The following is a 13,097-nucleotide window of genomic DNA, read 5'->3' on the forward strand; positions in this document are numbered from 1 at the left end:
GATAATACAAGGCCGGATAAGATGCGCCAGCATCGCATCCGGCAATGCGCACGGGGTACAAATGTGCCATTCATGTCAGATGCGGTGTGAACGCCTTATCCGACCTGGGTTCGGCACCACCAGGCCTTACTTAACTCCATCCGCGCTCATACGATCGCGAATATGCTGGGCGCGTTCGGCGGATGCAGGATGGTCGTCAAACATTGAGCTTTGGCGACCTTCTTCCAGTTTTGCCAGTTTTTCAAAGCTGGTGGCAAGACCTGCCGGGCTGATGCCGCGTTGGCGCAGAAGATCATAAGAGTAATCATCCGCCTCTGCTTCCTGGCGCTGGGAGAATTGCGAATTGACTAATTTTTCCCCCAAGTCACCGAGTTGTGATTGCGATAAACTGCCGACAATCCCGCCCGCAGAGGCCGCCGCAACTCGCACTGCGTTGGTACCAAGTGCTACCTGCATCCCTTTCTTCACATGGCCTAACGCCACGTGCCCCATTTCGTGACCGATCACCGCTTCGACTTCGTTATCCGTCATCATATCCATTAAGCCGCTATAGACGCGGATACAGCCGTTTGCCATTGCAAAGGCATTCACATCCTTCGCCATATACACTTTGTAATTTACCGGCTGGCCGTTGATGTTATTTCCCAGCGCATTAGCAATGGTGGTCAGACGTTTAGCGTATTCACTACCGTCTGGCGCAATCGTCGCCTTGCTGTCCATCTCCTGGCACGCCTGATCGCTCAGGGCTTTCACCTGCGCATCGCTCAGACTGTAAGCCTGAAAAGCTTCCGCTCCTGATGAGAGCAGTCCACTGGAGTCCATATTCTGGCAACCGGTCAACACCGTTGCCACGCTCATTGCTACCAATAAGGCGCGAATTTTCATGTTTTCTCTTCCGCACAAGGTCAGGATTATTCTAAAAATGCGCCGTTTGCAGGTGAATCGACGCTCGTCCTAAGTATAAGAAAAAGCGCAGCGGACGGGCGAGCAGATTGCGCAACATGCGAGCATGATCCAGAGATTTCTGAAACGGCAAAAGGATGTTCCATGTACATGACGCGCGGCTTGCGGTAAATTGTTGGCAAATTTTCCGGCGTAGCCCAAAACGCGCTGTCGTCAAGTCGTTAAGGGCGTGCCCTTCATCATCCGATCTGGAGTCAAAATGTCCTCACGTAAAGAGCTTGCCAATGCTATTCGTGCGCTGAGCATGGACGCAGTACAGAAAGCCAAATCCGGTCACCCGGGCGCCCCTATGGGTATGGCTGACATTGCCGAAGTCCTGTGGCGTGATTTCCTGAAACACAACCCGCAGAATCCGTCCTGGGCTGACCGTGACCGCTTCGTGCTGTCCAACGGCCACGGCTCCATGCTGATCTACAGCCTGCTGCACCTCACCGGTTACGATCTGCCGATGGAAGAACTGAAAAACTTCCGTCAACTGCATTCCAAAACTCCGGGCCACCCGGAAGTGGGTTACACCGCTGGTGTGGAAACCACCACTGGTCCGCTGGGTCAGGGTATTGCCAACGCAGTCGGTATGGCGATTGCGGAAAAAACGCTGGCGGCGCAGTTTAACCGTCCGGGTCACGACATTGTCGACCACTACACCTACGCCTTCATGGGCGACGGCTGCATGATGGAAGGCATCTCCCACGAAGTTTGCTCTCTGGCGGGTACGCTGAAGCTGGGTAAACTGATTGCGTTCTACGATGACAACGGCATTTCTATCGATGGTCACGTTGAAGGCTGGTTCACCGACGATACCGCAATGCGTTTCGAAGCTTACGGCTGGCACGTTATTCGCGACATCGACGGTCATGACGCAGCATCCATCAAACGCGCAGTAGAAGAAGCGCGCGCAGTGACCGACAAACCGTCCCTGCTGATGTGCAAAACCATCATCGGTTTCGGTTCCCCGAACAAAGCCGGTACCCACGACTCCCACGGTGCGCCGCTGGGCGACGCTGAAATTGCCCTGACCCGCGAACAGCTGGGCTGGAAATATGCGCCGTTCGAAATCCCGTCTGAAATCTATGCTCAGTGGGATGCGAAAGAAGCAGGCCAGGCGAAAGAATCTGCATGGAACGAGAAATTCGCTGCTTACGCGAAAGCTTATCCGCAGGAAGCCGCTGAATTCACCCGTCGTATGAAAGGCGAAATGCCGTCTGACTTCGACGCCAAAGCGAAAGAGTTTATCGCTAAACTGCAGGCTAACCCGGCGAAAATCGCCAGCCGTAAAGCGTCGCAGAATGCTATCGAAGCATTCGGTCCGCTGTTGCCGGAATTCCTCGGCGGCTCTGCTGACCTGGCGCCGTCTAACCTGACCCTGTGGTCTGGTTCTAAAGCAATCAACGAAGATGCTGCGGGTAACTACATCCACTACGGTGTTCGCGAGTTCGGTATGACCGCGATTGCTAACGGCATCTCCCTGCACGGTGGTTTCCTGCCGTACACCTCCACCTTCCTGATGTTCGTGGAATACGCACGTAATGCCGTACGTATGGCTGCGCTGATGAAACAGCGTCAGGTGATGGTTTACACCCACGACTCGATCGGTCTGGGCGAAGATGGCCCGACTCACCAGCCGGTAGAGCAGGTCGCTTCTCTGCGCGTAACCCCGAACATGTCTACATGGCGTCCGTGTGACCAGGTTGAATCCGCAGTAGCGTGGAAATACGGCGTAGAGCGTCAGGACGGCCCGACTGCGCTTATCCTCTCCCGTCAGAACCTGGCGCAGCAGGAACGTACTGAAGAGCAGTTGGCAAACATCGCGCGCGGTGGTTATGTGCTGAAAGACTGTGCCGGTCAGCCGGAACTGATCTTCATCGCCACCGGTTCTGAAGTTGAACTGGCGGTTGCTGCCTACGAAAAACTGACTGCCGAAGGCGTGAAAGCGCGCGTGGTTTCCATGCCGTCTACTGATGCATTCGACAAACAGGATGCGGCTTACCGTGAATCTGTACTGCCGAAAGCGGTTACTGCTCGTGTTGCAGTAGAAGCAGGCATTGCTGACTACTGGTACAAGTATGTTGGCCTGAATGGCGCTATCGTCGGTATGACCACCTTCGGTGAATCTGCTCCGGCTGAGCTGCTGTTTGAAGAGTTCGGCTTCACCGTTGACAACGTTGTTGCGAAAGCAAAAGCGTTGCTGTAATCGGTAAGATGCTTTGTGAGAAGGGCCGCGAAAGCGGCCCTTCAGATTGTTGGCAAAGTGCGCGTTGTTCATGTCGGATGCGGCGTGAACGCCTTATCCGACCTACAAGATCGTGCAAATTCAATATATTGCAGGAAGTATGTAGGCCTGATAAGCGTAGCGCATCAGGCAGTTTTGCTTTTGCCATCACTCTTAAGGGCCGCGAAAGCGGCCCTTTTTTTACTTAGTAGAGATAAACGGAACTGTGCTGCCGGGGATCATGGTATCGGGCAGTTTACCGTCCCAACGTTCGGCAGTGGTGAGGGCTACAAGTCCGGGATTATCCCGCAGAGCTTCACCGCGCAGGCGGATAGCTTCTGCTTCAGCCGCACTTTTTAAACGAATAGTTTCAGCCTCTGCCGCGCCTCTTACGCGAATAGTCTCAGCTTCTGCTTTGGCTGCCGCCAGTTTACTGTCTGCTTCTGCCTGGGCCTGAGTTACCGCAATTTGCGCCTGGATTTTCTCTGTTTCCAGATTTTGCTTACGTGTGGCAATGGCGACTTCCGCTTTCATTCGATCTTCAATCGACTTTTCATAAGCGTCAGAAAAATCAATATTTTCAATCTGGACCCCGTCAATTACCACTGGCCCAACAACGGCTTTGCGCATGGCATTTTGCAGATCCTGAACCAGTTTCGTGCGATCCTGTACCGCGCTGATGGCGGTATATTGACCGAAAACGTTCTCCAGTTGGGTTGGCAACTGGCGAACAATCAGGCGATCTTTTAATGCTTCAATGGTGTTGTAGGTGGTATAAACCGCGCCTGCTTCTGAAGGTTTAATGTGGAAGCTGACTGATACTGTCATTTGTGCAGGTTGCTGGTCGCGGCTGTATGCCTGTAATCCCTGATAGACCACGGCCTGATTACGCGTAGAAATTTTCTCCACGCTTTCCATAAAAGGGATCTTAAAACCCAGACCCGGCTCGGCAACTTTTACGATTTTTCCGTAGCGCAGCAAAATGCCGCGTTCACCTTCATTTACGGTGTAATACGAGAGAAAAGGCAGCACAATAATGGCAAGAACACCAATGGCGATGGCAAGAGATTTTTGTGGGCGGAATGAGGTTATAGAAACAGGTGCTTTCATGACAATCTTCCTTGAGTAAAGTGTGGGAATATGTCACATGAGGTGAGGGGAAAACAGCCGACAGGTGAGAATTCAGAATCTATAAAGGGGTATAGCGAAAAAACATTGCATTAGAAAAGTATGTTTTCGAACATTCAATAAATAAATAGAGGTATGCATCACAAATACAATAACAAACAAAATATTGATTTTGTGATAAACATAACAAATACAAAGTTGACTTTAAAAATATCAATCTCATATTGTTGTTATTTAAGGTTTTATTATTTTGATTTATGGGGTTTTTCTTCTCGCGTACCCAATTGCTTTCATTAAACCGCACGAGTATTTTATTTTTACCGCCGGACGGTACCCTAAAAATAAAATAAGGATAATTTATGCGGCTTAGTGATTATTTTCCAGAATCATCAATCTCAGTTATACATTCAGCAAAAGACTGGCAGGAAGCTATCGATTTTTCGATGGCATCATTGCTGGATAAAAACTATATCAGAGAGAATTACATTCAGGCTATTAAAGATTCCACCATTAGCAACGGTCCTTATTATATTCTCGCACCAGGCGTGGCGATGCCTCATGCGCGACCGGAATGTGGGGCGCTTAAAACCGGGATGTCACTGACATTACTCGAACGACCAGTGTATTTTCCGGGAAATGATGAATCGATCAATTTACTCATCGGGTTTTCGGCTGCCGATGCTGATTCGCACATTGGCGCTATTCAGGCGTTAAGTGAATTACTGTGCGAAGAAGAAATACTCGAACAACTCTTAACAGCAACATCAGAAAAACAATTAGCGGACATAATCAACCGCGGATAATTACTCTCTCCTCTACAGGATAATATTATGGAAAACAAGTCTGCTCGTGCAAAGGTCCAGGCTTTTGGGGGCTTTTTGACGGCAATGGTCATCCCCAATATTGGTGCTTTTATTGCCTGGGGTTTTATTACTGCATTATTTATTCCTACTGGTTGGCTGCCTAACGAACATTTCGCCAAAATTGTCGGCCCGATGATTACCTATTTATTGCCCGTGATGATTGGTTCTACCGGTGGTCATCTGGTCGGTGGTAAACGCGGGGCGGTCATGGGAGGAATAGGGACGATTGGCGTTATTGTCGGTGCTGAAATTCCGATGTTCCTTGGCTCGATGATCATGGGACCGTTAGGTGGACTGGTCATAAAATATGTCGATAAAGCACTGGAAAAACGCATACCTGCTGGTTTTGAGATGGTTATCAATAACTTCTCATTAGGTATCGCTGGGATGCTCCTTTGTCTGCTGGGTTTTGAAGTCATCGGCCCGGCGGTGTTAATTGCCAATACTTTCGTCAAAGAGTGTATTGAAGCACTGGTACATGCAGGCTATCTGCCTTTGCTGTCAGTCATCAATGAACCGGCGAAAGTGCTTTTCCTTAATAATGCGATCGATCAGGGCGTCTATTACCCGTTGGGGATGCAACAGGCTTCGGTTAACGGTAAATCCATCTTCTTTATGGTGGCGTCCAACCCTGGGCCTGGCTTAGGACTGCTGCTGGCATTCACTCTGTTTGGTAAAGGGATGAGTAAGCGCTCTGCACCTGGTGCGATGATTATTCACTTCCTCGGTGGGATCCACGAACTGTATTTCCCGTATGTGCTGATGAAGCCGTTGACCATTATCGCCATGATTGCGGGCGGTATGTCTGGCACCTGGATGTTTAATTTGCTGGACGGTGGTCTGGTTGCAGGCCCAAGCCCAGGTTCTATCTTTGCTTACCTTGCGCTGACGCCGAAAGGCTCGTTCCTGGCGACAATTGCCGGAGTTACGGTAGGCACGCTGGTGTCCTTTGTCATCACTTCCCTGATACTGAAGATGGAAAAAACAGTGGAGACTGAGAGCGAAGATGAATTTACCGAGTCAGCCAATGCGGTTAAAGCAATGAAGCAGGAAGGCGCATTCTCGTTAAGCCGTGTTAAGCGTATTGCCTTCGTTTGCGATGCGGGGATGGGCTCCAGCGCGATGGGCGCAACCACCTTCCGTAAACGCCTGGAAAAAGCAGGGCTGGCAATAGAAGTTAAACATTACGCGATAGAAAACGTGCCAGCGGATGCCGATATCGTCGTCACTCACGCCAGTCTGGAAGGGCGCGTGAAGCGTGTGACGGATAAACCGCTGATATTGATTAATAACTATATTGGTGATCCAAAACTCGACACTTTATTTAATCAATTAACCGCCGAACATAAAAACTGATTGCAGAGGTAAAAATGAAAACCAAAGTTGCTGCTATTTATGGCAAGCGGGATGTCCGTCTGCGCGAATTTGAATTGCCAGAAATTACTGATAACGAACTTTTGGTGAGTGTAATTTCTGACAGCGTCTGTTTATCGACCTGGAAAGCGGCGTTACTCGGTAGTGAACATAAACGCGTACCCGACGATTTAGAAAATCATCCGGTCATTACCGGGCATGAATGTGCCGGGGTTATTGTCGAAGTGGGTAAAAATCTCACCGACAAATATAAAAAAGGTCAGCGTTTTGTATTGCAACCGGCGATGGGGTTACCAAGCGGATATTCAGCGGGCTACAGCTACGAATATTTTGGCGGTAACGCCACTTATATGATTATTCCCGAGATCGCCATTAATCTGGGCTGCGTATTACCGTATCACGGCTCTTATTTTGCTGCGGCGTCGCTGGCAGAGCCTATGTGCTGCATTATTGGCGCTTATCATGCCAATTATCACACCACGCAATATGTTTATGAGCATCGCATGGGCGTCAAACCTGGCGGCAATATTGCGCTACTGGCGTGTGCAGGCCCGATGGGCATTGGCGCTATCGATTATGCCATTAACGGTGGCATACAACCGTCGCGGGTGGTAGTGGTCGATATCGACGACAAACGCCTGGCGCAGGTAGAGAAGCTGCTGCCAGTGGAGCTGGCGGCCAGTAAAGGCATTGAACTGGTGTATGTGAATACTAAAGGGATGAGCGATCCTGTCCAGATGCTGCGGGCGCTGACAGGAGATGCCGGGTTCGATGACATTTTTGTTTATGCGGCGGTGCCTGCTGTCGTTGAGATGGCTGATGAATTACTGGCGGAAGATGGCTGTCTGAACTTCTTTGCCGGGCCGACGGATAAAAACTTCAAAGTGCCGTTTAATTTCTACAACGTACATTACAACAGCACGCATGTCGTCGGTACATCCGGCGGTTCAACGGACGACATGAAAGAGGCGATTGCCCTTAGCGCTACGGGGCAGTTACAGCCGTCGTTTATGGTGACCCATATCGGTGGGCTGGATGCGGTGCCTGAAACCGTGCTCAATCTGCCGGATATCCCTGGCGGTAAAAAACTCATTTATAACGGCGTGACCATGCCGCTCACTGCCATTGCCGATTTTGCCGAAAAAGGCAAAACCGATCCGCTGTTTAAAGAGCTTGCGCGGCTGGTTGAGGAAACGCACGGCATCTGGAATGAACAGGCCGAGAAATATCTGCTGGCGCAATTTGGCGTTGATATCGGGGAGGCCGCGCAATGATGTCCCTGGCGTGGCCATTATTTCGCGTTACGGAACAGGCAGCGTTGGCTGCCTGGCCGCAAACCGGATGTGGCGACAAAAATAAAATTGATGGCCTGGCGGTCACCGCGATGCGCCAGGCATTAAACGACGTCGCTTTTCGTGGACGAGTGGTTATCGGCGAAGGAGAAATTGACCATGCGCCGATGCTGTGGATTGGCGAAGAGGTGGGCAAAGGCGATGGGCCAGAAGTCGATATCGCGGTTGATCCCATTGAAGGCACGCGGATGGTGGCGATGGGGCAGAGCAATGCGCTGGCGGTCATGGCTTTCGCCCCTCGAGATAGCCTGTTACATGCGCCCGATATGTATATGAAAAAGCTGGTTGTTAATCGACTGGCTGCCGGGGCGATTGATCTGTCTTTGCCTCTGGCGGACAACTTGCGTAACGTGGCGCGGGCGTTAGGTAAACCGCTGGACAAGCTGCGCATGGTTACGCTGGATAAACCGCGTCTGAGTGCCGCGATTGAGGAAGCAACACAGCTGGGGGTGAAAGTTTTTGCCCTGCCGGATGGCGATGTCGCCGCCAGCGTGCTGACCTGCTGGCAGGATAATCCTTACGATGTGATGTACACCATCGGCGGTGCGCCGGAAGGTGTGATTTCCGCCTGTGCAGTCAAAGCGTTAGGCGGAGATATGCAGGCGGAATTAATCGATTTTTGCCAGGCCAAAGGTGACTATACCGAAAATCGGCAAATTGCAGAGCAGGAGCGCAAGCGTTGCAAGGCAATGGGCGTTGACATTAACCGTGTGTACTCGCTCGACGAACTGGTGAGGGGGAACGATATCCTCTTTAGCGCCACGGGTGTGACGGGCGGCGAGCTGGTGAACGGTATCCAACAGACGGCGAATGGGGTGCGGACGCAGACATTACTGATCGGCGGCGCGGACCAAACGTGTAATATAATAGACTCCCTGCATTGATGGTGATCTATCGGAAGACGAATGGCGACGCTGACAGAAGATGATGTGCTTGAGCAACTGGACGCACAGGACAATTTATTGTCATTTATGAAAACTGCGCATTCTATTTTGCTCCAGGGGATACGCCAGTTTCTGCCGTCGCTGTTTGTCGATAACGATGAAGAGATCGTCGAATATGCAGTGAAGCCGTTACTCGCCCAAAGCGGCCCGCTTGACGATATTGATGTTGCGCTGCGTTTGATTTATGCGCTGGGGAAAATGGATAAATGGCTGTATGCCGATATCACGCACTTTTCCCAGTACTGGCATTACCTGAACGAACAGGATGAAACGCCCGGATTTACCGATGATATAACCTGGGATTTTATCAGCAATGTCAACAGTATAACTCGCAATGCGACGCTCTACGATGCGTTAAAAGCGATGAAGTTCGCCGATTTCGCCGTCTGGTCAGAGGCGCGTTTTAGCGGGATGGTCAAAACGGCGCTGACGCTGGCAGTAACCACAACTTTAAAGGAATTAACGCCGTGAAAATCGAACTGACGGTGAATGGACTAAAGGTACAGGCGCAGTACTCTGATGATGAAATTGAGAGTGTTCATAAACCGCTACTGCGTATGCTGGCGGCCTTACAGGCGGTAAATCCGCAGCGACGTACGGTGGTTTTTCTTTGCGCTCCGCCGGGGACGGGTAAATCTACCTTAACTACCTTCTGGGAATATCTCGCGCAACAAGCCCCTGAATTACCCGCTATCCAGACGCTCCCGATGGATGGTTTTCACCATTACAATAGCTGGCTGGATGCGCATCAATTGCGCCCCTTCAAAGGCGCACCAGAGACATTCGACGTTGCGAAACTGGCGGAAAATCTGCGCCAGGTCGTGGAAGGGGATTGTACGTGGCCGCAGTACGATCGACAAAAGCATGATCCTGTTGAAGATGCGTTGCACGTTACCGCACCACTCATCATCGTCGAAGGAAACTGGTTGTTGCTGGACGACGAGAAGTGGTGCCAGCTTGCGCAATTTTGTGATTTCTCGATCTTTATCAACGCGCCAGCTACTGCGTTGCGGGAACGACTGGTGGGGCGAAAGCTGGCGGGAGGGTTATCGCTGGCAGACGCAGAAGCTTTTTATGACCGTACCGACGGGCCGAATGTTCGCCGGGTGCTTGAAGAGAGTCTGCCTGCAAATTTGACCTTAATGATGACCGCTACGGGTGAATATCGTCTGGTGGATTAACGTTCCTGATTACACCGCCTTCCAGTCGCACCACACGAGAGAAATGACGCCGGGTAAATGCGGCGTCATGACTGATTGCTACGACGCTTGTGCCTTGCTGGCGGCACTTTTCCAGCCAGCTTTCAAACACGCTCAACCAATTTTCGTCAAAATCCCGACTCGGCTCGTCCAGTAGCAATAGTGGCGGAGAGAGTGCTTCCAGGCAGGCGACGGCGACCATCCGTCGCTGCGCACTGTGCAGATCTAACGGATGCGCACTGGCAACATCTGCTAACTGACAGCATTGCAGGGCAGCATTGGTACGTTGAGTGATTTCATCCGCCGGGCATTTTTGTAGTTTCAAACCAAATGCGATCTCGTCGGCGACGGTGCTGTGAAACAGTTGGTTTTCCGCTTCCTGAAAAAGTACGCCAATCTTTGCCGCACGTTGGCGGTTTTTCAGCTTTTTCATCGCCTGTTGTTGCAGCATAACCGTACCGGCTGTGGGCGTAAGAAGACCTGCCATTACTCGTAACAGCGTCGATTTTCCCGCGCCATTGTCGCCGGTCAGTGCCAACCATTCACCTTGTTTGAGTTGCAGAGAAATGTCGCAAAGACAATCCGTTACCGCACCTGGCCAGCGATAAGTTACCTGATTTAACGTTAACATAATGGCTGGATCGCTCCGTTTTGCAATTGCCACGCTTGCTGGCAGTAGTTCAGGAAAGGTGTGCGATGACGTTCAAAAAGAATAATCAGCGAACCACGTTCAAACGCCCAGTGTTGTAAGCGCTGCAACAGCATTTCGCTGGCCTGCGGCGTCAGGCGGCTAAAGGCTTCATCAAGAATTAAGAGCTTTGGCTGCATCGCGATGGCGCAGGCGATGACTACGCGTTGGGTTTCCCCGCCGGAGAGCGTTGCCGGGTGACGATGACGCAACGGCTGGCACTCGGTCAGAGTCAGGGCGGCATCAATCCGCGCCATAATCTCTTCTTCAGCAAGACACAGATTTTCTGGCCCAAAGGCAACTTCTTCTTCCACGCTAAAGGTACAGCCGGAGAGCTGCAAATAGGGCGATTGCTGAACGAGCTGGATGGTGGCGGATTGTTCATTAAGCGGGAGATGCCCAATGGGCGTACCGAGAAGCGTCCCCGTGCCGGCTATCTCTCCTGGCAGAAAGTCCGGATACCAGCCCGCCATCAGCTGTGCCAGCGTACTTTTGCCACTGCCGTTGTCACCAAAGATGGCGACCATCCCCGGTTTGACATAGTGAAAGTCATAACAGAACGGAGGATGCGTTGAGTGTGTCGGGCAATAACGGAACTGTTCTAACGTAACCATATCCACGCTCCGAATTCTGCCAGCATCAGCAAGATCATGGTGTAACGCGCTACGCGTTGTAGGGTGCTATCGGCTGGTGCCCATAACGTTGTTCGTCGGTTGTGGATCCGAAATGCCCGCATATCCAGCGCCGCACCACGAACAGCAAGATCGTTTAGCGCATTGTGTGTTAGCGGAATAATTAACGCGGGCATCGCACGTAAACGCTGATACCAGCCCTCATCCAGCGGCACGCCGCGGGCACGCTGCGCTTCATGAATAATCGCTAATTGCCGTTTTAACTGCTCAACGACCAATAACGGCCCGGCAAACAGATAAGCGACGCCTGGCGGCAGGCGAGAAGCAAACAGAGCGCGGATAAAACATTGCACGGGGACGTACTGCATCCACAACTGTGAGGTTGAAACAATCGCCAGAATCCGCAACCAGAGCGTAATGGCATACGTCCAACGTTCCGGCGAACGCGGCGTGCCGCTAAGCCATTCTGTCAGCCAGCCACCGTGTACCAGCCACAGCCCGGCTCCCAGTGAGAACATCAGCCAGGCGACATATTTTGCCCGCCGCCGCGTGGCCTTTAGCGCAATAAGGCAGAAAAAGGTCGCCGCGCTATAGACTGGCAATATTGTCTGCGCGGGCAGGATTAGCGTGGTGCAGGCCGCCAATGCCCACAGTGTTAATGAGGTAAATGGATGCATTTAGCGCACAGCAGCCATTGCCGGGAAATGCCGCGTGGTGCGAATCGGCAGTTGTCGGAGCAAAAGCCAGACAATCACTGCTGTAAGAATTTTATCGACCAGGTTTGCGCCCATTACCGTTATCGCCACCGACTCCACCAGGTTTTGCCCCATTGAGTGCATCCAGGCAACGAACAAATCGGCCCCGCTTCCTGTCACGCCGCCGAACAGCGCAGTACGCAGCGGTACAGCGACGACCGTTACCGCAAGCGTAATAATCACGCCGCTGACAACGACTTTTGGCAGAGTGCGAAACCAACCCGCGCGCGCCAGCCAACCGGCGACCAGGCCGATGACCATCGCGACGGGCGCAAATGCGGCGGCGATCGGGTCGGTCAGCAATCCCCAGAGTAAATTGGTCAGTAAGCCGGTCAACATGCCAATAACCGGACCAAGCAGTACCGCGCTAATAAGTGTGCCGATGGAGTCGAGAAAAATAGGTAATTTAACCATGCTGGCCAGTTGCCCGCCGATCATATTGATGGCGATAGATATAACGATCAACACCAGTGCCTGACTGGAAAAGTGGCGACGCGCCATAAGAAAACCTCTCTGCAAATAGTTATTTAACGGGGGAAATATGCAACTCGTCGTAACCAGAAAGCGCGCAAGGTTGGCGGCTAAACGCCAGTTCCTCAAGGCTGCCGATCACCAGTTCAAGCGTGGTCCGCACGGTACAGCCGGGCATCATATGACCGCCAAGCATCGCGCCGCGTGGGTCAGAAACGTAGAGATGAAGATGCTCGCCAGTGTGTTCCAGCGTGCCGTTCAGTGCGATCACTTCGAACTTACCGCTTAGTAGGGCCGTGTTTTCTTGCCCGGCATAGCGTAAGGCGACGTCAGTCAGACTGCCGGTACAACCTGCAATCCACGCGGCGTGGAGTTGCTGTTGCTGCGCGAAGGCGCGTAATTGGGAGAGAACTTCCTGCCCGGGGAGCAGGCGCAGCGCGTAAAAGCGTGCGGAGGAAGAATATGGGTAGGGCAATGTCATCATTGGAGTACTCCGAAACTCGGACGTATTGCGGATAA

The 13,097-nt window shown here is 51.9% G+C and carries 14 protein-coding genes; 7 read left to right on the forward strand and 7 right to left on the reverse strand.

Annotated features, from left to right (window positions below; all coding sequences use genetic code 11):
• Positions 1-126: 126 nt before the first annotated feature.
• The gene (gene loiP, locus FEK47_RS00005; protein WP_130218025.1) at positions 127-885 is read right to left on the reverse strand and encodes a metalloprotease LoiP; all 759 of its coding nucleotides are present in this window, start codon (positions 883-885) and stop codon (positions 127-129) included.
• A 277-nt stretch (positions 886-1,162) separates the two neighbouring features.
• On the opposite strand from loiP, the gene tkt reads away from it, so the two are divergent.
• Positions 1,163-3,154 carry a transketolase gene (gene tkt / locus FEK47_RS00015; protein WP_000098613.1) on the forward strand — a complete coding sequence of 664 codons (1,992 nt, stop codon included), beginning with the start codon at positions 1,163-1,165 and terminating at the stop codon, positions 3,152-3,154.
• 219 nt (positions 3,155-3,373) lie between these two features.
• On the opposite strand, the gene FEK47_RS00020 is transcribed toward tkt, so the two are convergent.
• The gene (locus FEK47_RS00020) at positions 3,374-4,282 is read right to left on the reverse strand and encodes a prohibitin family protein (RefSeq protein ID WP_135405561.1); all 909 of its coding nucleotides are present in this window, start codon (positions 4,280-4,282) and stop codon (positions 3,374-3,376) included.
• 377 nt (positions 4,283-4,659) lie between these two features.
• Here FEK47_RS00020 and cmtB point away from each other — a divergent pair, with 377 nt between their 5' ends.
• From cmtB to FEK47_RS00055, 6 genes are read left to right on the forward strand one after another with little or no spacing between them, the layout of a single operon-like run.
• The gene (gene cmtB / locus FEK47_RS00030; RefSeq protein ID WP_135487296.1) at positions 4,660-5,103 is read left to right on the forward strand and encodes a PTS mannitol transporter subunit IIA; all 444 of its coding nucleotides are present in this window, start codon (positions 4,660-4,662) and stop codon (positions 5,101-5,103) included.
• Positions 5,104-5,130: 27 nt separating this feature from the next.
• Entirely contained in the window at positions 5,131-6,519 is a 1,389-nt protein-coding gene (gene cmtA / locus FEK47_RS00035; protein WP_135487297.1) for a PTS mannitol transporter subunit IICB, read from the forward strand.
• A gap of 14 nt (positions 6,520-6,533) precedes the next feature.
• Positions 6,534-7,811 carry a zinc-binding dehydrogenase gene (locus FEK47_RS00040; protein WP_135487298.1) on the forward strand — a complete coding sequence of 426 codons (1,278 nt, stop codon included), beginning with the start codon at positions 6,534-6,536 and terminating at the stop codon, positions 7,809-7,811.
• Positions 7,808-8,773 carry a class II fructose-bisphosphatase gene (gene glpX, locus FEK47_RS00045; RefSeq protein WP_135487299.1) on the forward strand — a complete coding sequence of 322 codons (966 nt, stop codon included), beginning with the start codon at positions 7,808-7,810 and terminating at the stop codon, positions 8,771-8,773. Before FEK47_RS00040 ends, glpX begins: the two co-directional genes overlap by 4 nt.
• A 21-nt stretch (positions 8,774-8,794) precedes the next feature.
• Positions 8,795-9,304 (forward strand): fumarase E, encoded by a 510-nt coding sequence (gene fumE / locus FEK47_RS00050; protein ID WP_135487300.1) that lies wholly within the window; start codon positions 8,795-8,797, stop codon positions 9,302-9,304.
• The gene (locus FEK47_RS00055; protein WP_135487301.1) at positions 9,301-10,014 is read left to right on the forward strand and encodes a nucleoside/nucleotide kinase family protein; all 714 of its coding nucleotides are present in this window, start codon (positions 9,301-9,303) and stop codon (positions 10,012-10,014) included. Before fumE ends, FEK47_RS00055 begins: the two co-directional genes overlap by 4 nt.
• On the opposite strand, the gene FEK47_RS00060 is transcribed toward FEK47_RS00055, so the two are convergent.
• The 5 genes from FEK47_RS00060 to FEK47_RS00080 are packed head-to-tail and all read right to left on the reverse strand — an operon-like array spanning position 9,986 to position 13,062.
• Positions 9,986-10,663: a sulfate/molybdate ABC transporter ATP-binding protein gene (locus FEK47_RS00060; protein WP_135487302.1), complete on the reverse strand. Its 678-nt coding sequence runs from the start codon at positions 10,661-10,663 to the stop codon at positions 9,986-9,988. The two genes, FEK47_RS00055 and FEK47_RS00060, sit on opposite strands and share 29 nt — an antisense overlap.
• Positions 10,657-11,334 (reverse strand): energy-coupling factor ABC transporter ATP-binding protein, encoded by a 678-nt coding sequence (locus FEK47_RS00065; protein ID WP_135487303.1) that lies wholly within the window; start codon positions 11,332-11,334, stop codon positions 10,657-10,659. The genes FEK47_RS00060 and FEK47_RS00065 overlap by 7 nt, the downstream gene beginning before the upstream one ends.
• A complete protein-coding gene (locus FEK47_RS00070) occupies positions 11,322-12,029 on the reverse strand; it encodes an energy-coupling factor transporter transmembrane component T (RefSeq protein WP_138183054.1) in 708 nt (235 codons plus the stop codon). The genes FEK47_RS00065 and FEK47_RS00070 overlap by 13 nt, the downstream gene beginning before the upstream one ends.
• Positions 12,030-12,608, reverse strand: coding sequence for an ECF transporter S component (locus FEK47_RS00075; protein ID WP_135487306.1), 579 nt, complete (start codon positions 12,606-12,608; stop codon positions 12,030-12,032).
• Positions 12,609-12,630: 22 nt separating this feature from the next.
• Positions 12,631-13,062, reverse strand: a complete 432-nt coding sequence (locus FEK47_RS00080) for a PPC domain-containing DNA-binding protein (protein WP_135487307.1) — start codon at positions 13,060-13,062, stop codon at positions 12,631-12,633.
• Between the last annotated feature and the right edge of the window lie 35 nt (positions 13,063-13,097).

It is taken from the genome of Escherichia sp. E3659, from assembly GCF_005781135.1.
Lineage (GTDB): Bacteria > Pseudomonadota > Gammaproteobacteria > Enterobacterales > Enterobacteriaceae > Escherichia.

Bases quoted from the DNA above. Each gene is read 5' to 3' on its own strand.
- cmtA (WP_135487297.1), top strand. From the start codon at position 5,131: ATGGAAAACAAGTCTGCTCGTGCAAAGGTCCAGGCTTTTGGGGGCTTT.
- FEK47_RS00060 (WP_135487302.1), bottom strand. From the start codon at position 10,663: ATGTTAACGTTAAATCAGGTAACTTATCGCTGGCCAGGTGCGGTAACG.
- FEK47_RS00040 (WP_135487298.1), top strand. From the start codon at position 6,534: ATGAAAACCAAAGTTGCTGCTATTTATGGCAAGCGGGATGTCCGTCTG.
- FEK47_RS00075 (WP_135487306.1), bottom strand. From the start codon at position 12,608: ATGGCGCGTCGCCACTTTTCCAGTCAGGCACTGGTGTTGATCGTTATA.
- tkt (WP_000098613.1), top strand. From the start codon at position 1,163: ATGTCCTCACGTAAAGAGCTTGCCAATGCTATTCGTGCGCTGAGCATG.
- glpX (WP_135487299.1), top strand. From the start codon at position 7,808: ATGATGTCCCTGGCGTGGCCATTATTTCGCGTTACGGAACAGGCAGCG.
- cmtB (WP_135487296.1), top strand. From the start codon at position 4,660: ATGCGGCTTAGTGATTATTTTCCAGAATCATCAATCTCAGTTATACAT.
- FEK47_RS00065 (WP_135487303.1), bottom strand. From the start codon at position 11,334: ATGGTTACGTTAGAACAGTTCCGTTATTGCCCGACACACTCAACGCAT.
- FEK47_RS00020 (WP_135405561.1), bottom strand. From the start codon at position 4,282: ATGAAAGCACCTGTTTCTATAACCTCATTCCGCCCACAAAAATCTCTT.
- FEK47_RS00070 (WP_138183054.1), bottom strand. From the start codon at position 12,029: ATGCATCCATTTACCTCATTAACACTGTGGGCATTGGCGGCCTGCACC.
- fumE (WP_135487300.1), top strand. From the start codon at position 8,795: ATGGCGACGCTGACAGAAGATGATGTGCTTGAGCAACTGGACGCACAG.
- loiP (WP_130218025.1), bottom strand. From the start codon at position 885: ATGAAAATTCGCGCCTTATTGGTAGCAATGAGCGTGGCAACGGTGTTG.
- FEK47_RS00080 (WP_135487307.1), bottom strand. From the start codon at position 13,062: ATGATGACATTGCCCTACCCATATTCTTCCTCCGCACGCTTTTACGCG.